Origin of the sequence: Rathayibacter sp. AY1C9 (assembly GCF_002932315.1) — a bacterium.
In the GTDB taxonomy this organism is placed as follows: Bacteria; Actinomycetota; Actinomycetes; order Actinomycetales; family Microbacteriaceae; genus Rathayibacter.
Map to the genome: position 1 here is coordinate 58,694 of NZ_PSVZ01000001.1, position 18,565 is coordinate 77,258.

The window sequence follows — 18,565 nt, forward strand, 5'->3', positions numbered from 1 at the left end:
GCGGTGCACTCCTCCGACACGCGGATACGACTCCACGTCATCGCGCGGTACTCCGCCGCGGCCTCGCAGGGCGCCGTCATCACGACGGCGCCCTTGCTCGTGGTCGCGGCGCCTTCGCGCGACGGCGTGCGACAGCACGGAGGTCACTGATGCGCACTCTGGTTCTCAACGCCGGCTACGAGCCGCTCGCGGTGGTGTCTTTCAAGCGGGCCCTGGTCCTGCTGATGACGGAGAAGGCGACCGTGATCGCCGCGGACGAGGGCAATCCGGTGCACAGCGCGCACGGTGACCACGTGCGGCCCTCGGTGATCGTGCTGACACGCTACGTGCGCATCCCGAGCGGCCGGAGCGTGCCGGTGTCGCGCCGGGGCGTGCTCCGCCGGGACAACCACCGCTGCGGCTACTGCGGTCAGCACGCGGCGACGATCGACCACATCCAGCCCAAGTCGCGCGGGGGCCGGGACACGTGGGAGAACCTCGTCGCCTGCTGCCAGCGCTGCAACAACGTCAAGAGCGACCGCACCCCGCACGAGATGGGATGGCGTCTGCGCACCGTCCCCCGGATGCCGCGCGCCGGCTCCTGGCTCGTGCGCGGCGCGGAGCGGATGCAGCCCGACTGGGACGACTACCTGGCTCCCGCCGCCTGACGGGCCGCGGTCGCGCCGCTGGCGGCGTTGTCGTCGGGCGCGATACCGCCGGTATCGCTTCCTCCTCCGCCTTGCCAGCGACACGACCGCGACCCGTCAGTGGAGGGCGTGGTGCGCGACCCGGCGCTATTCGTTGTCGTTGCCGGTGCTCTGGCTGGCGTTGCCGGAGCGCTCGCCGGCCCAGGTCCAGTTCGCGACCTCGGGGATGTCCTCGCCGTGCTCGCGGGTGTAGGCGCGGGCGCGGATGCGGGCGTCCTGCATCTCCTGGCGGAGACCGGCGGCGCGGGCGCCGAGGCCGGGGGTCCGGTCGATGACGTCGATCACCAGCGAGTAGCGGTCGAGGTCGTTGAGCATCACCATGTCGAACGGAGTGGTGGTGGTGCCGTTCTCCTTGTACCCGCGCACGTGCAGGTTGCCGTGGCCGGTCCGCTTGTAGGTCAGTCGGTGGATGAGCCACGGATAGCCGTGGTACGCGAACACGATCGGGCGGTCGGGGGTGAAGACCGCATCGAACTCGCGGTCGGAGAGGCCGTGCGGGTGCTCCGACTCCGACATCAGGCGCATCAGATCGACCACGTTGACCGTGCGGATCGCGAGGTCCGGCAGCGTCTCGCGGAGGATGCTCACCGCCGCGAGGGTCTCGAGGGTCGGCACGTCGCCCGCGCAGGCGAGCACGACGTCCGGGGACTCGCCCTGCCGCTCGCTGCTCGCCCACTCCAGGATGCCGAGTCCGCGCGTGCAGTGGGCGACCGCCTCCGCCATCGTGAGCCACTGGGGCGAGGGCTGCTTCCCGGCGACGACCACGTTGACGTAGTCGACGCTCCGGAGGCAGTGGTCGTAGGTCGAGAGGAGCGTGTTCGCGTCGAAGGGCAGGTAGACGCGCACGACCTCGGGCTTCTTGTTGACGACGTGGTCGATGAAGCCCGGGTCCTGGTGGCTGAAGCCGTTGTGGTCCTGGCGCCAGACGTGGCTCGAGAGCAGGTAGTTGAGGCTCGCGATCGGGCGGCGCCACTCGATGTCGCGGGTGCCGTCCAGCCACTTCGCGTGCTGGTTGAACATCGAGTCGATGATGTGGATGAACGCCTCATAGCAGGTGAAGAGCCCGTGGCGGCCGGTGAGCAGGTAGCCCTCCAGCCAGCCCTGGCACTGGTGCTCCGAGAGCACCTCCATGACCCGCCCGGCGCGAGCCAGGTGGTCGTCGAGGGGGCTGAGCTCGGCGTCCCACTGCTTGTCGGTGGCGGCGTAGACGGACTGCAGCCGGTTGCTCGCGACCTCGTCCGGCCCGAAGAGGCGGAAGTTGGTCGGGTTGGCGCGGATGACGTCGGCGAGCCATTCGCCGAGCACCTTCGTCGCCTCCGCGACGGTGCCACCCGGCTGCTCCACGACGACCTCGTAGCGGCGGAAGTCGGGCAGGTCGAGAGTCTGCCGCAGCAGCCCGCCGTTCGCGTGCGGGGTCGCGCTCATCCGCAGCTCGCCCTCGGGGGCCAGCGAGCGGACGCGGTCGACCACGCCGCCCTCCTCGGTGAAGAGCTCCTCGGGCCGGTAGGAGCGGAGCCAGTCCTCGAGGAGGCGGGTGTGCGCCTCGGTGTCGCGGGCGTTGGGCAGCGGGACCTGGTGCGAGCGGTAGGTGCCCTCCACCTGGACGCCGTCGATCTCGGTCGGGCAGGTCCAGCCCTTCGGGGTCTTCAGCACGATCATCGGCCAGGCCGGGCGTGAGAGGTCGCCGGCGGCGGCGCGCTCCTTGATCGCCGCGATGCGGTCGAGCACCGTGTCCAGGACGTCGGCGAACCGCTCGTGCACGCGCATCGGGTCCTCGCCGTCGAAGCCGCCCTCGACGAGGAACGGCTCGTGGCCGTACCCGCGGAGGAGGCTGTCGAGCTCCTCCTGCGGGATGCGGGCGAGGACGGTCGGGTTCGCGATCTTCCAGCCGTTGAGGTGCAGGATCGGCAGGACGACGCCGTCGGTGAGCGGGTTCACGAACTTGTTGGAGTGCCAGCTGGTGGCGAGCGGGCCGGTTTCAGCCTCGCCGTCGCCGACGACCGCCGCGACCAGGAGGTCCGGGTTGTCGAAGGCCGCTCCGTACGCGTGGCTCAGCGCGTACCCGAGCTCTCCGCCCTCGTGGATGCTGCCCGGAGTCTCGGGGGCGGCGTGGCTGGGGATGCCCCCGGGGAAGCTGAACTGGCGGAAGAGGCGGCGCAGCCCCTCCTCCGACTCGTCGATGTGGGAGTAGATCTCGCTGTAGGTGCCGTCGAGGTAGGCGTTGGCGACCACGCCCGGTCCGCCGTGGCCGGGACCGGTGATGTAGAGGGTCGGCTGGCGGCGCTCGCGGATCGCGCGGTTCAGGTGCGCGTAGATCAGGTTGAGGCCGGGGGTGGTGCCCCAGTGGCCGAGCAGGCGGGGCTTGATGTCCTCCCGGCTCAGCGGGGTCTTCAGGAGCGGGTTCGCGAGCAGGTAGATCTGCCCGACCGCGAGGTAGTTCGCGGCGCGCCACCAGGCGTCGACGGTGTCGAGAGTGTCCTGCGTCAGCTCGGCGTCGGCGGGTCGGGCGATCCAGCTGTGCTCGGGGACGGGCAGGAGGGACGGAGCGGGGGAGTCGGCCATGTGCCCACGCTGGCATCCGGACGCCCGGGGCGGAAGGGCCTTGCAGGCCCGGCTCCGGAGGGGGTCAGGCGCGCGGCGTCGCCCGGCGGAGGACCAGCGAGCCGACCGCCGTCAGGAGCGCGGCGGGGACGAGGAGCAGAGCGGCGGCTCCGGCGGTGCCCGCGCTCTCGAGGACGTCCACCACGACCGGCCGGCCGCCGGCGAGAGCGACGACGACGACCACCGCGAGTGCCGCCGCTCCGAGGACGAGGAGGAAGGCCGTCACTCCGCGCTCCCGCCAGCGGAGGAAGACCGCGCCCGCTGCTCCGCCGAGGGCGAAGGCGGCGAGGAGCGAGCAGAGCAGGACGACGAAGCGCTCGAGCCACGGGCCGTCGAGGGGAGAGGCGAGGAAGAGCGCGCCGCCCAGCCACCAGCCCCTGGTCGCCTCCTCGATCGCCCCGAGGGCCACGACGATCGCGGACCAGAGCACGGACAGTGCCGCGAAGGCGAGGGCGCTGCCGAGGACGTGGTCGCGCCGGGTCGCTCCGTAGCTCAGCGCCAGCCCGAAGGTGGCGGTCGTGGCCTGGATGGAGCCGATGAAGAGGAAGACGACGATCAGCATCCCCGGCACCACGAGCAGGATGCCCGAGTCGCCGCCGCCCCGCTCGGCCCCGATCCCGCGGAGGACGAGCCACCAGATCACGAGGTTGCCGGCGAGGACGGCGAGCAGGACGAGCAGCGGCCAGCCGAGGACCGTCCCGGGGTGGGCGAGGTGGAGCCTCAGGACGGAGAGGATCCTCCGCGGGGAGGCGGAGCGGCGGGCGGGGGCGGTCATGGTCGGTCCTCTCGGATCGGTGGCGGTGGTGTCAGCTGCTGCGCGGGGTGGCGCGGCGGAGGATCGCCCAGCCCGCGACTCCGGCGATCGCGGTCGGGATGAGCGAGAGGGCGTAGCCGCCCGCGTATCCGACGCTGCCGAAGAAGGAGCCGACGGCGGGCCAGTTCTCGGTGAGGGTGAGGAGGGTGATCACGGCCAGCAGGAGGGCGCCGAGGATCCCGAAGAAGAGCAGCATCCCGCGCTGGCGCCAGCGCACGTAGACCGCCGCCGTCGCCGCTCCGATGAAGAAGAAGAAGAGCAGGGCGCAGAGCACCGCGACGGCCTGCTCGCCCACGGAGTCCCCGCCGAAGTAGATCGAGCGGAAGAAGCTGCCGCCGAAGCCCCAGCCGTCGGTAGCCCGCTCCACGATCCCGAGGACCACGAAGACGCCGGTGTAGAAGACCGAGAGGGCGACGAAGGTGAGGGCCGTGCCGAGGGAGAAGTCGCGGCGGGTGGCGCCGTAGCCGAGGGCGAGGCCGAAGGTGACGTTCACCGACTGGACGGCCACGACCATCATGTAGACGAAGAGGAAGAAGGACGCGCCGGAGTAGGTCATCCCCTCCTGCGCCTCGAGGCGCTCGCCGGAGTCGAGCCCGCGGAGGATCAGCCACCAGACGACCAGGTTGCCCGCCAGGATGACGGCCGTGATGATCAGCGGCGTGTAGAGGATGGTGGCGGGGTTCGCGAAGTGCAGGCGGACGATGCTGCCGAGGCGGCCGGCGGCGGTGTCGTGGCGCGCGGGGGCGCCGGTGAGGGCGGTCATTCCGAGGCCTTCCCGGTGGTGAGCTGGACGACGAGCTGCTGGAGGGGGACGGACTCGAGCTCGAGCCCGTGGCGGGCGGCGGAGGCGCGGCCCGCGTCGTCGAGCCGGGGGAGCGTGGCCGAGGCGCGGCTGCCGAGAGCGGAGCGGGCGATGACCTCGCGGCCGGCGGTGAACGACTCGACGGCCTGCCGGGGTCCGATGACCGTCGCCGCGGCACCCCGCAGCTCCTCCGCGTCGCTGTCCACGACGAGGCGGCCCTGATCGATGACGAGGACGTGCTCGAGCAGACTGCTGACCTCGTCGATGAGGTGGGTGGAGAGGACGACCGTGCGCGGGTGCTCGGCGAAGTCCTGGAGGAGGCGGTCGTAGAACAGCTGCCGGGCGACGGCGTCCAGCCCCAGGTACGGCTCGTCGAAGAACGTGAGCGGGGCGCGGGAGGCCAGGCCGACGATCACTCCGATCGCCGAGAGCTGTCCGCGGGAGAGCTTCTTGATCTTGCGGTCGACCGGGAGGCGGAAGTCCTCGACGAGCTCGCGGGCGAACGCCTCGTCCCAGCCGTCGAAGAACCAGGGGGCGCTGCGCAGGACGTGCTTCACCTTGAAGTCGTCCGGGTACTTCTGGCTCTCCTTGATGAAGCAGGTGCGGGAGAGGACGGCGGCGTTCTCCACCGGCGACTGCCCGAAGACGCGGATCTCGCCCGAGCTGGCGAACTCCTGGCCGGTGAGCAGCGACATCAGCGTCGTCTTGCCCGCGCCGTTGCGGCCGAGGAGGCCGTGGATGCGGTTCTCCTCCAGCGCGAAGCCGATGCCGTCGACGGCGCGCATGCGTCCGTAGTGCTTGGTGAGGTCGTGGACCTCGATGACCGCGCTCATCGCGATCCCCCTTCTGTGATCATGTCGGCGAGCTGCTCGGTGCTGAGGCCGAGCTTGGCGGCCTCGGCGAGCAGCGGAGCGACGAACTGGTCGCGGAACTGCGTGCGGCGCTTCTCGACCAGCCGGTCGCGCGCCCCCTCGGCGACGAACATGCCGATCCCCCTCTTCTTGTAGAGCACCCCGTCGTCGACGAGCAGGTTCACGCCCTTGCCGGCGGTGGCCGGATTGATGCGGTGGAACGCGGCGAACTCGTTGGTCGACGGGACCTGCGACTCCTCCGGCAGCGCGCCGTCGATGATGTCGTTCTCGATCTGCTCGGCGATCTGCAGGAAGAGCGGGCGGGAGTCGTCCACGCGGGCTCCTTCGGTGCTGGGTTGGGTGGTTGGTTGGTGTTGTAACTAACCATGGAGGCTCCGCGAGGCTGTGTCAAGAGGCGGGTGCCGCTCGGTCGGCGCGGGGAGGGCCGAGGCGCGCTTCGCGAGCGCTGTGGTGGGGGCCGGTCGGCGCTTCGCGGGCGGCGGGGCCCGGCGGGTACACTGGCTCGGCCAGCCTCTGTAGCTCAATGGAAGAGCGACTCCGTCCTAAGGAGCAGGTTGGGGGTTCGAGTCCCTCCAGGGGCACCAGGATCCGCAATCGGGATCAGTCCATCGGACGACCGCCGCCGTCGCTCCGTCTGACGCCAGGGTCTGCCCCCCCCGCCCAGCACTCCGAGCTCTGCTCGTCGAGGCGACGACGGTCCGAGCCCTCGATGGTCCTGCCCGGGTGGGGACTCCTCGGCGGCAGGGACGCACGACCGAGGAGCTCCTTCGCGGGTTCTCGGCCGTCCTCGTCCTGAGCCTCTCCGTTCAGCGGAACGCGTTCGCGAAAAGCCGACTCGCGGGATTCAGCGCGCTGCTCGCGATAGCCGGTCGCATGGCGGCCGTCCGCAGGCGGTCGCTGTCGGAATTCGAGACCCCCTTCCTCGGCTGGATGTGGCGGGCCGTCCTCCGCCCGCGGTGCGTGCGCGAGCTCCTCGATCAGGCGAGGCCGGAGAGGACATATTGGAGCGACGCCCACCGCCCGACCGCTCACGGCCTTCTGAGGGCGTCCCGCGGGCCTTCGTTCAGGCTGACTCGACATGATCGAGGCTGGTACTCGACGGAAGGTTCTCTGTGAGCATGTTCAAGCGCGTTCTCGGCATGGCGTCGAAGGCGCTCGATTCGAAGAGCGGCTCGGGGTCGTCCTCGAGCGGGACGACCGATTGGCGCGACCTGGTGCGCACCGCCGCCGACAAGGTGACGGGCGACTCGCGGAGCGGGCAGGCTCAGCCGCCCCAGCAGTACGGCTCGCCGCAGCGCCCCTCCGCGCGACCCCAGGACGCCCGGCCCGGGCAGCAGCCTGTGGTCACGCAGGAGGACCGCGCGGCGATCGCGCGCTACGACTACCTCCTCCGCACCGCCGACCCGGAGCAGCTCGAGCAGGTCCACCGCGACGCGTTCGCGAAGCTGACGCCGGCGCAGCGCACCCAGGTCGAGGCCCGGCTCCGCGACGAGCTGCCCGCGAACGAGCAGCCGCGGTCCTCCGCCCCCGACGACCTGGCGCGTGCGGCGACGCGGGGAGAGGCGAACAACCCGGGATTCCTCAGGAAGATGTTCTCGAAGCCGGGGACGCGCGGTACGCTCGCGGGCGCGGGCGTCGGAGCGGCGGCGGGCATCGGGCTCGGCGCGGCGGGCGGACTGCTCGCGGCGGTCGCAGGCGGTGCCGTGATCAGCAGCGTCGCCGGTCCTCTGCTCGCGCAGGCGTCCGGTCTCGGCGTGGACTTCGAGAACCTGGCCGGCGGATTCGGGGACCTGGGTGACTTCGGCGACATCACGGGCGGCGCGGGCGAGTTCGTCTCCGGCGCGGGCGAGCACGTGTCCGGGCTGGGGGAGCAGGTGTCCGAGTTCGGCTCGGACTTCCAGCTGCCGGGTCTCGGCGACCTCGGGAACCTCTTCGACCGCTAGGCGGTCCCGGCCGGAGCGCTCCGGCGGCGGAGGAACGGCGACGCGATCGCGAGCGCCGCTCCGACGACGAGCAGGACGGCGCCCACGATCGCGACGGCGGTCGTCGACCAGTCGGGGAGGTCGACGACCGTCGTGCCGTTGAGGAGCTTCCATTCACAGGCTGCGCCGAGCGGCCACCACGACCAGAAGCCGCGGACGAGCTCTCCCGCTTCGGGCGGGACACCGCCGAGGCTGACGCTGCAGACGTAGTCGAAGCCCTGACGGTCGATGTTCGCGTACTGCAGAGGCACGAGTGCGAGCGCGGCCAGGCCGGCGACGGCGAGGACGAGGCCGGCGATCAGGGCGAGACGGGCGGCCGTGAGGCGCTTCTTCACCGGTGTCGAGGCGGGGGCGGGCGGCGTCTCGGTCATCATCCGATGGTGTCATGAGCGCGGAAGGGCCGGGCGGGGGTGCGCAACTACGGCTGAGACGCGTGCATCGGTCTGATTCAGCGCTTCGCGAGAAAGTCAGCATCCGGTGCGCAAGAGTCGCCGGTGTGCTGGCGCGATCGGATGCCGTCACCAGCGTCCGCCGACCGCCCGCAGCGCGACGGCCAGCATCCCGGCCAGCGCCACCAGGACGGTCGCGATGACGAAGATCCCGGACGAGTAGCCCTCGACCATCAGCGGCAGCACTGCTCCGAGGACGGTCCCGACCTGCGTCACGGCCGTGTATGCGCTGGCGCCCGCGCCGACTCCGCCCCTGCTCGTTCGACCGAGCAGGACCAGGCCGGTGCTCTGAAAGCCGACGCCCACTACGGCGTAGAGCACCTGGGCCAGCAGCAGCACCGGATAGGTGGTCGCGAGGAGCAGGAGCGAGAACGATCCGACCCCGAAGAGGGCGATCACGACGAGGGTGACGGCGCTGCCGCGGGCCGCGCTGAGCCGACCGAGCAGAGGCAGCGCGGCCAACTCCAGTAGAGCCGATATCAGGAACAAAGGAGGCACCTCGGCAGGGCGGAGCCCGGACGAGACAGCGAACAGCGGCAGATAGATCCCCCGAAGGGTGTCGGCCGACTTGAGAAGCGCCACGAGGACAAGCGCAGTGAAGAACGCTCCGCTTCTCGCTCGAGGCGTTCCGACTTCTCCGCCATCGTGCTCGCGCGGGAACGCGCGTCCAGCGAATGGTCTGCAGGTCGCACCGATCATCGTGATGCCGCCGAACACGGAGGCGATCAAGAGAGGATCGAGCCCGAGCGCGGACACGGCCGAGTAGATGACGAGGCCGAGGATGTATCCGCCGACCGTCATCAGCCGAAGACGCGTGACCGCGGCGACCTGTTCGTCGTCACTCAGCTGCGCGGCGACGCGGCCGAAGATCTGCGGGACGATCGTGCTGACGAGGAGCAGGAGAACGCCGCTCAGCATGACGAGCACGAATGTACCTGCGGTCGCGCGGAGTGCAAGGAGGGCGACCGGGACGGCTGCGCAGGTCAGGACCAATGCGCTGCGCGGGTACCCGTGATGGCGAACTGTAGGGACGAGCAGGGTGTTGTAGACGATGGCGGCGGCCGCGTTGACGAGAAAGAACACGGCGATCTCGCCCTTTGAGTGACCGGCCGAGTCGAGGGAGACGGGAACGGCTACGCTCGTGAGGCCTCCGATGGTCGCGTTGCTCAGCAGGGTCAGGGCGACGGATTGTGGGACGCGAGCGCCAGACAGTGGTTCCTCCTTAGTCGCTGACCGGTCTAGTTGGCGCGGGCGGACGAAGGTGGATCCTCGATGTCGCCCGGGTCGTTGCGATCCGAAACTGATGCGCGCCACTGAATATCTCTCACCTAAAAGCCGTCCGACCCTATCCCCGTTGATTGAAATGCCGCGGCGAGACCGCGCCCCAGCAACAGGTCCTTCCCGCACCTCCGGGCCGTGGCCAGAAGATGCTCACCCCACACTGCAGCCAAGGGCGCCATCGCATCGCTCAGGTACACCATGTCGAATTCGCGTTCGGCGAAACCGCATCGGATCCCGATCGCGTTGAGATTGACCGGTCGCCGTGCAGTCGACCAGCCGCTCGGATGTTCGGACGCAATGGGAAAACCCGGCCCGAGCGCGACGACGGACCGTGAATGAGCTACTTCAGACATCAGTCCGACGAAAAGCATCGATGTGTCGTTCGGATGCTGACGAAGGATCTGCAGGTCAGCTCGGCTGTTCGTTGAATCTCGAGCCCACCTCGCGACGCGCTCCCACTCGGGCTGCTCCAATTGCGCCAGGGGCCTGTTGCAGATGAAGAACTCGATTTCCATATCGACACATCGATCGGCCCACTGTTCCAGGTTAGCTCGATTGCTTCTTGCTTGTTCGGCTGTATTTTCGGAGATGCTCGGCAGTTCTACGCCCCACGCGTCCTCTATCCAGTGAAGAGAAAGGCCCATCCGGCATAGCCTGTAGCCGAACTCCACATCTTCGACTCCATAAGTTGAGAAGCGCTCGTCGAAACCGCCCGCGGAGAAGAAATCCGATCGCGCCACTGCAATGTTCCGTCCCCAGTAGAAACGCCAGGGGACCGCCAGCGGAACCCGCCGGACATCGACATCCAACCACTTGTCCGATCTGTAATCAGCGTAGCCGGGCCGCGTAGCCATCTCCATGCGTTTTGTGCGCCAGTCCGGGCCGCTGACAAGAGAACGGAATGCATGGGCATCTTCGCCAGAGAAGTCCCAGCCGTAGGTCGGCCCTGCTGTACTGCGTTTACCGACTTCCACGTTCGCCGCATGGGACTGAATCAGGTTCTCGCCCGCGAGAGTGCCGCAATCGAGGAAGATCAGTGTTCTGCCCCGAGATGCTCGCGCGCCGAGATTCCTTACCGCGCTCAGGCGGAACCCGTCGTCTCGTTGGCGAGTGTATGAGATGTCAATCGCGTGTTCGAAGGCCTTGACGACCGCAACGGTATCGCTCGAAGAGCCGTCGTCTGCGACGATGACCTCATAGGTGAACGACGCCTCTTGTTGCGCTAATGTCGTCAGAGTTCTTCTCAACTCGTCAGGGCGGTCATAGGTCGGAACGACGACTGAAACCTCCGGAGAAACACCGTCTGCTTTCTGCGGGAAGATCAACGGTCCTGACATGCCTTCATCCTTTCTCGCGTACCTGGAGGCATCGCAGAGCCGGCCCTCATTGTACGTTGCGGACTGCACTCCGCGATGTCGCGGTAAAGGAGTGATCGCTTCACGTCAGTTCGCTTGTGACTTCGCAATTCGATGTGCGAGACCGTAGCAGGCTGTGCCCTTCGGCGACCAGAGTGTGGCGCGCGTGGCACCCCTCGGGTCGTGAACACCGTGCGCACGCGCAGACGTGGCGCCAAGGCTCGCCCGCTGTCCAGCTCTCACAGAGCCAGGCGCGGCGAGTTTCATTTCGTGCCAGTCGTCGGCGTGGATGGCTGTGGGATATATGTTCATCATCACATCGAACCGACGAAGACCCACACGAAGAGGTGCGGAGTGATTTATCTCGATTCTGCGGCCACGTCTTTTCCCAAGGAGCATCATGTAGTGGACGCCATGAAATCCTATGCTGAACGTGGAACAAGCCCAGGCAGGTCGGGGCACCGGCTATCCACTTGGGCTGAGGGCCAAGTCTGGGCAGCTCGTGAGTCGCTAGCAGATCTGGTCAAATGCATCGATCCGGAGCGGGTGACCTTCTCGCTGAATGCAACGATGTCTCTCAATGCGGTTGTGCACCACCTGGGCTCGATCGGGGGCCGCGTCCTGACGTCCGCTTTCGAACACAATTCAGTGGTTCGGCCACTTCATGCAGCGGCGCAGGAGGGTTCGGTCAGGCATGAGATCATTCCGCCCTCGACCAGCGGACCGTTCGATCTCGATCGACTGCAGGAGCAACTGCTTGCCGGCGGAGTCGCCGGGGTCATTGTCACCTGGGCCTCCAACGTCTCCGGTTCAGTGCTTCCGATCCGTGAAATCTCTGAAATCTGCAGAGAGGCCGGTGTTTTCATCGCCGTGGATGGGGCGCAGGCGCTTGGGTACCTTGATGTCGACGCGGGTCTTGCGGACGTGCTGGTGTTCGCTGGGCACAAGGGTTTGGGGGGACCTTTGGGTGTTGGTGGCGCTGTTGTCGGAGAAGGTGTCCGGTTGTCGCCTTTCGTCACCGGCGGATCGGGTGGACGTTCTGAAAGTCGGGATCATCCCTGCTGGCTGCCCTGGTCGCAAGAGGCGGGAACACAGAATGGGATCGGAATCGCCGGGTTAGGCGCGGCTCTGAGGCTGTTGGACGGGGCCGAGATCGCCAGAAGGCGGCGTCGAGCAACCGATTTGCGAGAACGATTCGTTACTGGTCTCAGTGGTGGTGGCGCGGTCACCCTCATCGAATCGCCCAGCGCCGAAGAACCTGTCGGAGTGGTGTCGTTCCGGATGAACCGTGTGACCCCGAGTGTTGCTGCTTCGCTCCTCGAAGAACGCTTCGACATTCTCGTTCGCGCCGGACTGCATTGCTCTCCTCTGGCCCACGAGACTCTCGGCACAGGCGATGGCGGGACTGTCCGGGTGAGTTTCGGGCCGAGAACTACGACAAATGAGGTCGATCTAGCACTTGCCGCAGTCCAGTCCATCTCATCGAGTTCGAGCGAAAGGAAATGATGAAGAATGTCGGTCACCTGGGACCCCGAATGCGTCTTCTGCAGGTCGAATCCGCGTCGAGTGTGGGAGGAAGACGGACTCGCGGTCTGTTCTGATCCAGCTCCCCTTCGGCAGGGTCACCTCCTCATCTACACAACCGAGCACTATCCATCGGCCGCAGACATGGATGCGCAGGCGGCAGAGCGGCTCGACGCATTGGAGGCCGACCTCGGTAAGCGCATCTGTGCAGAGTTCGGGGACTACGTTCTGTTCGAGCACGGGCGTACCGGTAGCTGTCTTCGAAGTCGTCCTGGAGAGCGCCTCTGTCATCACATGCACGTCCACATGATCCCCGGCGCCCTAGACCTGCGGGGCTATGCAGGAATAGCGCAAGAGATCGAGATCTCATCATGGCGAGACGTCCTAGCCCTTGGTAGCGATGTCGATGGCTACGTTGTCATCGGCAATGCGCACGAAAAGGTCGTCGCGCCATTGACGCGCTCTCTTCCTCCGCATCACCTGCGTACGGTGATCGCGCGAGCGAACGCAACTCCAGATCTCGCCGACTGGGAACTCGCTCTCGCGGGAGAAGAGGTGGGCCTGGTCGCCGCTGCATCGCATTCGACTGTCGTCGCGCTCGTTGAGAATTTTCGGTTTGCGAGGGCGACATGAAGCGCCCCGTTGTACTGCATGTCTCGTGGGGAAGGGGGAACGGCCACGTCACGCGCCTGGTAGCCATAGGTCGGGCTTTTCACTCCGCGGGTTGGGACTGTGTTCTACTCGGTCGGCAGAATGCGGTGCACGATCGATTGGTCTCGAAGGCGGGAATCTTCACGACAGCCTATTACCGCGAAGGTGTCGCAGACATCGACCCATGGGCAGAATGGGGAGATCCTGGCGTGTTCGATAAAGCAGTCGTTGCTGACGTCGCTGTGCTCCAGCGGTTCAGGCCGGACCGGGTGATCAACGATAACCGATTGTCGATGATCGTAGCTTGCGCTTCGCTCTCCATCCCGATCGTCACGCTATGCCAAGACAATCAGCTCGTCGGCTACCGCTATCAGGGCGAGGGAGTGTCCGAGATCTGGACCGGACCGCTCATGGCGGTCAACGAGGCTCTTGGGCGGCGAGGGCTTCCCCTGGTCGATCGAGATGTTCGAGAACTGTTCGAACGCGGGCTGATCGCAATACCGAGTGCGCCGAGTCTTGACGTAATGGAGAGCCGCGTCGGTATGAGAGAAGTGGTTTTCACTGGCGTTCTCGGACCGGTCAAAGCGGGTCTGCATGGATCCGGGTTGCTGTTCTATCGGACGGTAGGAGGAATCGACTCGGAGTTCCTGCACGCTTTCGAGAACTGGGAAGGAGAAATCTATGTGGCGACCGGAGACCAGGCGTCAGCGGATTCGTATCGACATGTCCCGGACGCCATCCACGTCGCGGCTCTCTGGGATCTCGAAGAAGTGTTTCCGGAGCTGGCTGCCGTCGTGCATCACGGAGGACATGGAATCGCGACGACGTGCGTGGCATCAGGGGTGCCAGCCGTCATTCTTCCAGGTCACAATCCGGAGAGGCGTTCGAACGGGTATCGGGTGGAGTTGTCGGGGTGGGGGAAGGTGCTCGGTCCACTTTCAGCGGAGGGTACTCGATGGGGCCCGGCCGTCGATGTGACCGGAGACCGTCCTCCGTGGAGCGATGTCCGTGGTGCAGTCGACGCTCTCCGGGCCCCCGACGTCGACGCGGGCGGGTCCGTCGCGTCAGCATCAGAGCTCGTCCGGCTGCTGACATGACGAGGGAGAAGCTCGTCCGAGACGGTGTACCGGCACTGCTTTGGGGTCTCGGTGTCGACGCGCGCTTCAGATCCGTCGATGCCGGCGAGCGGCGGGCCTGGCTCCTGGCGAAGCTGAAGGAGGAATGCGACGAGGTCCTGGCTGCCCCGTCCGTCGAAGAGCTGGCGGACGTCGCGGAAGTCCTGCATGCGCTCGCGTCGGAGCTCGGAGTGGCCTGGAGCGAGGTCGAAGCGGTGCGCGAGAGGAAAGGAGCGGACCGCGGAGTGTTCGACGCCGGAGTCGTGATGCGACTCTCCGAGTAGCACTCTGCTCGCGCGGCGGCGTCGTACCCTCGACTGCATGGGGTTCGTCTTCTCGCTGGTGATCATCGTCCTGACCGTGCTCGCGCTGGTCGACGTCGTGCGGCAGCCGGACAACGTCATCAAGAACCTGCCCAAGATCGTGTGGATCCTGCTGATCTTCTTCCTCCCGCTCATCGGCGTCTCGCTGTGGTTCCTGCTCGGGCACGACTGGAAGCGCGGCGACGGCGGATCCTTCGTGCCGGGCGGCCGAGTGCCCCGCCGCCGGAAGCAGGCGCCGCCGACGATGGTGGTGCGGCCCGCTCCGAAGAGCACCGAGGAGCAGCTCGCCGACCTCGAGCGCGAGGAGGCGCACTACGCGCGGCTCGCCGAGGAGCAGCGTCGCCGCCGCGAGGGGGAGCGGCCGCTCGACGCGTGAGCGGCCGCTTCGGAGGCCGCTACTTCGAGAAGTTCGACGCCGCCCACTGGATCGAGGCGATCTTCGCCTGACCCGCGACGCTCGGGTGGAAGTAGTCGGTGGTCCCGATCAGGCCCTTGGTGACGGGGGTCGCGGTGAGCGCTCCGCCGTCCCAGTCGCAGAGCTGACCGGCGGCGCTGCACGCCGTCCGCAGCGCGGTGTTGTACTGCGTCGTCCGCGTCTTCGCGGCAGCGGCGGAGGCGGCCGCGGCGGTGCTGCTGAGCCTGCGGCCGGTGGAGCTGACGCCGCGCGTGGTCCGGCAGAGGTCGCCGCCCGCCCAGACGAGCGCGCCGACTCCGGTCTTCACGACCGACCACTCGGAGGCCACGTTCGGCATCGACGAGAGGACGATGCGGGCGGAGGGCCACGTGGTGCGGATCTTCGTGATCGCGGCGGAGGCTCCGGTGCGGAACGTGCTCGCCGGCGTCATCGTGTAGCCGTCGGAGGCGACGCGGTTGTCGGGAGAGCAGAGGTCGTTGCCGCCGATGAGCAGGGTGACGACGTCCGGCCGCACGCCGGCGGCGACCGCGGCGTCGATCCGCGAGGGGACCTGCGCGACGACGTCGCCGGTGGTGGCGAAGTTCGCGGTCGTGACGGTGGTGCCGGGGAGCGCGGTCCGCAGGCGCGAGGCGAAGGAGTTCACCGAGGAGCTGGTGCCGGTGGACCAGTTGTTGCGGGGGCAGTCCGCGAAGGAGCCGCAGGTCCCGTAGGCCTGGGTGATGGAGTCGCCGAGGCTCAGCACCGAGAGGGTGGCGGGAGTGGCGGCGGCGGCGGCCTGCGCCGGGAGCAGCGCGGCGGCGAGGGCGAGCGCGGCTCCGACGGCGAGGGCGCGGACGCGGCGGCTCGGGGTCGGCGGGCGGGAGAGGGAGAGGCTCATGGGGGACCGTTCTCGAGGGGGAGGACGGTGGGGGAACCGTCGGTGCTGACGCTAGGGGAGCGGCGCCCCGGATGACCCCGAACGGGTGACCCCAGAACGGGCCGGATGTGCGCGACTGCAGCGGATCCGGTCGTCCGGCGGGCGGAACCGTCTGGAAGGCGAGCGTCCTCTCAGCCGCCTGCCACCGGCACGATCCGCAGCCGGCTCATCGCCCAGACCAGCGCCCCCGACGCGAGGAACGCGACCGCGATCACGACGACGAACACCGACACCTGCCCGTACCCGGTCGCGGGATCCAGGAACGGATAGGGCACCCAGCCGTCCGTCGCTCCGCGGATCAGCACCACGACGAGCCAGACGATCGGGTAGACCACGACCAGCCAGAGCCTGCGCCACGGCAGCGGAGGGCGATCCGCGAGCAGCAGCCAGTCGAGCAGTCCGTAGACGGGGAACAGCACGTGCATGACGGTGTTGGCCCACGGCAGCGCCACTCCGCCCGCCACATCGGTGAGGAGGGTGTTGTAGACGAGGCCGACGACGATGATGTACCCGGTGAAGGCACCCCGCACCAGTAGGAGCCCGCCGGGCGCGGGACGGCGGCGGAGCGCGAGCACGGCGGTGGCTCCGAGCACGACGGCCAGCACGATGTTGCTCTGGATGGTGAAGAAGCCGAAGAAGTTGAACGGGTTCAGCGGCGTCCGAGAGGCGGTGTCGACGGCCGTCGCGATCACGGCCACCAGAACGGCGGCGGCCACGAGGAGGCGGAGGAGCGCGACCGGCACGCGGGCCGACTCCGCCCGGGAGGAGGGAGCGGGCGGCGTCATCGCTCGAGCGTAGCGCCGGAGCGCCTACCCTGTCCCCGTGCTCACGATCGGTGTCGACCTCGCTGCGGAGCCGGTGCGCACCGCTCTCGCCGCCCTCGAGTTCTCCGGCGGCCGGGCCGTCGTCCGCTCGCTCGTACTCGGCGCCGAGGACGCGACGATCGTCGAGGCGTCACGGGACGCGGCGGTCATCGGGATCGACTGCGCGTTCGGCTGGCCGGTGGAGTTCGCGGCGTTCGTCTCCGCGCACACGCGACGGGAGGTCTCGCCGCGGACGCTCGCGGGACGCGACTGGCGCCGCCGCCTCGCGTACCGCGAGACGGACCGGGTGGCGCGCGAGGTCACCGGCCGCTGGCCGCTCAGCGTCTCGACCGACCGGCTCGGGATGACCGCGATGCGCTGCGCGGAGCTGCTCGACGCCTTCGCCGCGAGCGGGGAGGACGTCGACCGCTCCGGGCGCGGACGGCTCGTCGAGGCGTACCCGGCGGCGGCGCTGCGGCTCTGGGGAGTGGACACCACGGGGTACAAGACGCGACCGGAGGCCGTGGCGCTCGCCGCGGAGTCGCTGCGACGGGCCGCACCCTGGCTCGATGTGCCGGCGCCCGCGCTCGCGCTGATGAGCCGCTCCGACGACGCGTTCGACGCCGTCGTCGCCGCTCTCAACGCCCGCGCCCACGCCCTGGGCGCGACCCTGCCGGTGCCTCCCGAACTGCAGGAGGCGGCGGAGGCCGAGGGGTGGATCGCGGTCCCGACCGGATCGCTCGCGGAGCTCGCGGGCTGATCCGGCCGTCTCGACGGGTGTGCGCTCAGGCCGGGATCTTCGCCCCCAGCAGGCCGGCGGCGACCTCGGCGGCCCGCTCGGCCTCCTCGACGGTCGAGAAGGGTCCGGTGGGGACGAGGGAGGGCGCGGTGGTCAGTCGGGCGTCGATCTCGAGTCGGAACCGGGGCAGCTCCGCCCCGGGAACGACGACGATCCTGACTCCGTTCCGGCTCCATCGCGCGGGTTGGATAGAAGAAATCTGTGTCATGGTGCACTCCGCTTTCGCGATCATCCGCACGGGTGGCTGACGCCTCGACCGTGCACGCTTCACGCTACGTCCGGTGCCCGTCTCTCCGAACGGGCTTGACCTCTCAGGCTCGTCGGGCGTAGCGCCTCATTGCAGTCGGTCGAGGGTGTCGCTGATCCGCCGCAGGCACTCGATGAGGACCGACACCTGCGCGGCGTCCAGGTCGGCGAGCACCTCGCCCTCGGCGGCGACGAGATTGCGCATCGCCTCGTCGACCCGCTTCGTGCCCCGCGGGGTGAGCGAGACGATCTTGCTGCGCGAGTCGGCGGCGTTCTGCTCGCGGACCACGAGCCCGCGGGCCCCGAGGCGGTCGACGCGGCTGGCGAGGTTGCCGCTGGACAGCGCGAGGTGCGTGGCCAGGGCCGAGGGCGTCATCCCGCCCTCCCCGCGCTGCCGCAGCAGCGAGAGGAGCTCGAACTCCCACGGGGCGAGATCGCTGACGGCGAAGGACTGCCGCCGCACCTCCTGCACGCGCGGGCTGAGCCGGCGGAGGCGGGAGACGACGTCCAGAGGCGCGAAATCGAGGTCGGGCAGGGCCCCGGCCCACGCGTCGATCACCAGATCGACATCGTCGTCTTCGCGCATGCCCCGATTATCCCCGGACGGCGCGGGCGCCGACGACGGGTGGTCCGGGGAGGCCGGCGGGCCTAGCCTGTGCGGACGGCGGGCGGACCGGTCAGGCGCGGGCGGCCCGGACGTAGGCGACGATCGCGTTGGCGTGGCCGTGGCCCAGGCCGTGCTCGGTCTTCAGCCAGGTGACGACCTGCATGTGCGGCTCGGAGCGCAGACGCTCGTCGGCGAGGTCCAGCCAGTCCTGGACGGGACGGTCGTAGGTCTTCTCGATGCTCGGGAAGTACGAGGCCGGTCCCTTCGGCTTCGCACCGTCGGCGGGCGGTTCGGGAGCGAGCACGCGGTCGGTCATGCGGTCAC

At 68.6% G+C, this 18,565-nt stretch carries 21 protein-coding genes and 1 tRNA gene; 9 read left to right on the forward strand and 13 right to left on the reverse strand.

Going from position 1 to position 18,565, the window contains the following annotated elements; all coding sequences use genetic code 11:
- The first annotated feature begins 149 nt into the window (after positions 1–149).
- A complete protein-coding gene (locus C5D09_RS00325; protein ID WP_104268367.1) occupies positions 150–647 on the forward strand; it encodes an HNH endonuclease in 498 nt (165 codons plus the stop codon).
- A 126-nt stretch (positions 648–773) separates the two neighbouring features.
- Here C5D09_RS00325 and C5D09_RS00330 read toward each other — a convergent pair whose 3' ends face one another.
- The 5 genes from C5D09_RS00330 to C5D09_RS00350 all read right to left on the reverse strand — a co-directional run bounded on the left by C5D09_RS00330 (position 774) and on the right by C5D09_RS00350 (position 6,089).
- Positions 774–3,248, reverse strand: coding sequence for a phosphoketolase (locus C5D09_RS00330; protein WP_104268368.1), 2,475 nt, complete (start codon positions 3,246–3,248; stop codon positions 774–776).
- Between the two features lie 64 nt (positions 3,249–3,312).
- Positions 3,313–4,062 (reverse strand): hypothetical protein, encoded by a 750-nt coding sequence (locus C5D09_RS00335; RefSeq protein ID WP_104268369.1) that lies wholly within the window; start codon positions 4,060–4,062, stop codon positions 3,313–3,315.
- 31 nt (positions 4,063–4,093) lie between these two features.
- Positions 4,094–4,864: an ABC transporter permease gene (locus C5D09_RS00340; RefSeq protein WP_104233881.1), complete on the reverse strand. Its 771-nt coding sequence runs from the start codon at positions 4,862–4,864 to the stop codon at positions 4,094–4,096.
- The gene (locus C5D09_RS00345; protein WP_104224612.1) at positions 4,861–5,736 is read right to left on the reverse strand and encodes an ABC transporter ATP-binding protein; all 876 of its coding nucleotides are present in this window, start codon (positions 5,734–5,736) and stop codon (positions 4,861–4,863) included. The genes C5D09_RS00340 and C5D09_RS00345 overlap by 4 nt, the downstream gene beginning before the upstream one ends.
- Positions 5,733–6,089, reverse strand: coding sequence for a GntR family transcriptional regulator (locus tag C5D09_RS00350; protein ID WP_104224613.1), 357 nt, complete (start codon positions 6,087–6,089; stop codon positions 5,733–5,735). Before C5D09_RS00350 ends, C5D09_RS00345 begins: the two co-directional genes overlap by 4 nt.
- A 195-nt stretch (positions 6,090–6,284) precedes the next feature.
- Between C5D09_RS00350 and C5D09_RS00355 the strand changes: the two genes are divergently transcribed.
- Both C5D09_RS00355 and C5D09_RS00365 read left to right on the forward strand, forming a co-directional pair.
- Positions 6,285–6,359, forward strand: a tRNA-Arg gene (locus C5D09_RS00355).
- 534 nt (positions 6,360–6,893) lie between these two features.
- Positions 6,894–7,718 carry a hypothetical protein gene (locus C5D09_RS00365; RefSeq protein ID WP_258066863.1) on the forward strand — a complete coding sequence of 275 codons (825 nt, stop codon included), beginning with the start codon at positions 6,894–6,896 and terminating at the stop codon, positions 7,716–7,718.
- Here C5D09_RS00365 and C5D09_RS17315 read toward each other — a convergent pair.
- From C5D09_RS17315 to C5D09_RS00380, 3 genes are all read right to left on the reverse strand, one after another.
- Positions 7,715–8,128, reverse strand: coding sequence for a hypothetical protein (locus C5D09_RS17315; protein WP_104339898.1), 414 nt, complete (start codon positions 8,126–8,128; stop codon positions 7,715–7,717). The two genes, C5D09_RS00365 and C5D09_RS17315, sit on opposite strands and share 4 nt — an antisense overlap.
- 147 nt (positions 8,129–8,275) lie before the next feature.
- Positions 8,276–9,289 carry a hypothetical protein gene (locus tag C5D09_RS00375; RefSeq protein ID WP_104226470.1) on the reverse strand — a complete coding sequence of 338 codons (1,014 nt, stop codon included), beginning with the start codon at positions 9,287–9,289 and terminating at the stop codon, positions 8,276–8,278.
- Positions 9,290–9,534: 245 nt separating this feature from the next.
- Positions 9,535–10,824, reverse strand: a complete 1,290-nt coding sequence (locus C5D09_RS00380) for a glycosyltransferase (protein ID WP_104268372.1) — start codon at positions 10,822–10,824, stop codon at positions 9,535–9,537.
- Between the two features lie 372 nt (positions 10,825–11,196).
- Between C5D09_RS00380 and C5D09_RS00385 the strand changes: the two genes are divergently transcribed.
- The 5 genes from C5D09_RS00385 to C5D09_RS00405 all read left to right on the forward strand — a co-directional run bounded on the left by C5D09_RS00385 (position 11,197) and on the right by C5D09_RS00405 (position 14,831).
- Positions 11,197–12,348 (forward strand): aminotransferase class V-fold PLP-dependent enzyme, encoded by a 1,152-nt coding sequence (locus tag C5D09_RS00385; RefSeq protein WP_181134990.1) that lies wholly within the window; start codon positions 11,197–11,199, stop codon positions 12,346–12,348.
- 6 nt (positions 12,349–12,354) lie between these two features.
- Positions 12,355–12,999, forward strand: coding sequence for a hypothetical protein (locus C5D09_RS17045; protein ID WP_146085591.1), 645 nt, complete (start codon positions 12,355–12,357; stop codon positions 12,997–12,999).
- Between the two features lie 227 nt (positions 13,000–13,226).
- Positions 13,227–14,114, forward strand: a complete 888-nt coding sequence (locus C5D09_RS17050) for a glycosyltransferase (RefSeq protein WP_146078964.1) — start codon at positions 13,227–13,229, stop codon at positions 14,112–14,114.
- Positions 14,111–14,416: a nucleoside triphosphate pyrophosphohydrolase gene (locus tag C5D09_RS00400; RefSeq protein WP_104226465.1), complete on the forward strand. Its 306-nt coding sequence runs from the start codon at positions 14,111–14,113 to the stop codon at positions 14,414–14,416. The genes C5D09_RS17050 and C5D09_RS00400 overlap by 4 nt, the downstream gene beginning before the upstream one ends.
- Before the next feature lie 37 nt (positions 14,417–14,453).
- Positions 14,454–14,831, forward strand: a complete 378-nt coding sequence (locus C5D09_RS00405) for a PLD nuclease N-terminal domain-containing protein (protein ID WP_104249441.1) — start codon at positions 14,454–14,456, stop codon at positions 14,829–14,831.
- A 19-nt stretch (positions 14,832–14,850) separates the two neighbouring features.
- On the opposite strand, the gene C5D09_RS00410 is transcribed toward C5D09_RS00405, so the two are convergent.
- Both C5D09_RS00410 and C5D09_RS00415 read right to left on the reverse strand, forming a co-directional pair.
- The gene (locus C5D09_RS00410) at positions 14,851–15,747 is read right to left on the reverse strand and encodes a GDSL-type esterase/lipase family protein (RefSeq protein ID WP_104268374.1); all 897 of its coding nucleotides are present in this window, start codon (positions 15,745–15,747) and stop codon (positions 14,851–14,853) included.
- Between the two features lie 170 nt (positions 15,748–15,917).
- Positions 15,918–16,571 carry a Pr6Pr family membrane protein gene (locus C5D09_RS00415; protein ID WP_104246723.1) on the reverse strand — a complete coding sequence of 218 codons (654 nt, stop codon included), beginning with the start codon at positions 16,569–16,571 and terminating at the stop codon, positions 15,918–15,920.
- 37 nt (positions 16,572–16,608) lie between these two features.
- Here C5D09_RS00415 and C5D09_RS00420 point away from each other — a divergent pair, with 37 nt between their 5' ends.
- Positions 16,609–17,349: a DUF429 domain-containing protein gene (locus tag C5D09_RS00420; RefSeq protein ID WP_104246722.1), complete on the forward strand. Its 741-nt coding sequence runs from the start codon at positions 16,609–16,611 to the stop codon at positions 17,347–17,349.
- Between the two features lie 25 nt (positions 17,350–17,374).
- Here the strand turns inward: C5D09_RS00420 and C5D09_RS00425 are convergent, their stop codons facing one another.
- The 3 genes from C5D09_RS00425 to C5D09_RS00435 form a co-directional block, all read right to left on the reverse strand.
- Positions 17,375–17,596, reverse strand: coding sequence for a hypothetical protein (locus C5D09_RS00425; protein WP_146076606.1), 222 nt, complete (start codon positions 17,594–17,596; stop codon positions 17,375–17,377).
- A 126-nt stretch (positions 17,597–17,722) separates the two neighbouring features.
- A complete protein-coding gene (locus tag C5D09_RS00430; RefSeq protein WP_104225059.1) occupies positions 17,723–18,220 on the reverse strand; it encodes a MarR family winged helix-turn-helix transcriptional regulator in 498 nt (165 codons plus the stop codon).
- 91 nt (positions 18,221–18,311) lie between these two features.
- On the reverse strand, positions 18,312–18,557 hold the full coding sequence (locus tag C5D09_RS00435; protein WP_104232872.1) for a DUF4287 domain-containing protein: 246 nt from the start codon (positions 18,555–18,557) through the stop codon (positions 18,312–18,314).
- Positions 18,558–18,565 lie beyond the last annotated feature (8 nt).

Coding starts and splice junctions, on each gene's coding strand:
- C5D09_RS17045 (WP_146085591.1), top strand. CDS start 12,355: ATGTCGGTCACCTGGGACCCCGAATGCGTCTTCTGCAGGTCGAATCCG.
- C5D09_RS00365 (WP_258066863.1), top strand. CDS start 6,894: ATGTTCAAGCGCGTTCTCGGCATGGCGTCGAAGGCGCTCGATTCGAAG.
- C5D09_RS00415 (WP_104246723.1), bottom strand. CDS start 16,571: ATGACGCCGCCCGCTCCCTCCTCCCGGGCGGAGTCGGCCCGCGTGCCG.
- C5D09_RS00430 (WP_104225059.1), bottom strand. CDS start 18,220: ATGCGCGAAGACGACGATGTCGATCTGGTGATCGACGCGTGGGCCGGG.
- C5D09_RS00335 (WP_104268369.1), bottom strand. CDS start 4,062: ATGACCGCCCCCGCCCGCCGCTCCGCCTCCCCGCGGAGGATCCTCTCC.
- C5D09_RS00410 (WP_104268374.1), bottom strand. CDS start 15,747: ATGAGCCTCTCCCTCTCCCGCCCGCCGACCCCGAGCCGCCGCGTCCGC.
- C5D09_RS00380 (WP_104268372.1), bottom strand. CDS start 10,824: ATGTCAGGACCGTTGATCTTCCCGCAGAAAGCAGACGGTGTTTCTCCG.
- C5D09_RS17315 (WP_104339898.1), bottom strand. CDS start 8,128: ATGACCGAGACGCCGCCCGCCCCCGCCTCGACACCGGTGAAGAAGCGC.
- C5D09_RS00340 (WP_104233881.1), bottom strand. CDS start 4,864: ATGACCGCCCTCACCGGCGCCCCCGCGCGCCACGACACCGCCGCCGGC.
- C5D09_RS00405 (WP_104249441.1), top strand. CDS start 14,454: ATGGGGTTCGTCTTCTCGCTGGTGATCATCGTCCTGACCGTGCTCGCG.
- C5D09_RS00345 (WP_104224612.1), bottom strand. CDS start 5,736: ATGAGCGCGGTCATCGAGGTCCACGACCTCACCAAGCACTACGGACGC.
- C5D09_RS00325 (WP_104268367.1), top strand. CDS start 150: ATGCGCACTCTGGTTCTCAACGCCGGCTACGAGCCGCTCGCGGTGGTG.
- C5D09_RS00330 (WP_104268368.1), bottom strand. CDS start 3,248: ATGGCCGACTCCCCCGCTCCGTCCCTCCTGCCCGTCCCCGAGCACAGC.
- C5D09_RS00400 (WP_104226465.1), top strand. CDS start 14,111: ATGACGAGGGAGAAGCTCGTCCGAGACGGTGTACCGGCACTGCTTTGG.
- C5D09_RS00425 (WP_146076606.1), bottom strand. CDS start 17,596: ATGACACAGATTTCTTCTATCCAACCCGCGCGATGGAGCCGGAACGGA.
- C5D09_RS00435 (WP_104232872.1), bottom strand. CDS start 18,557: ATGACCGACCGCGTGCTCGCTCCCGAACCGCCCGCCGACGGTGCGAAG.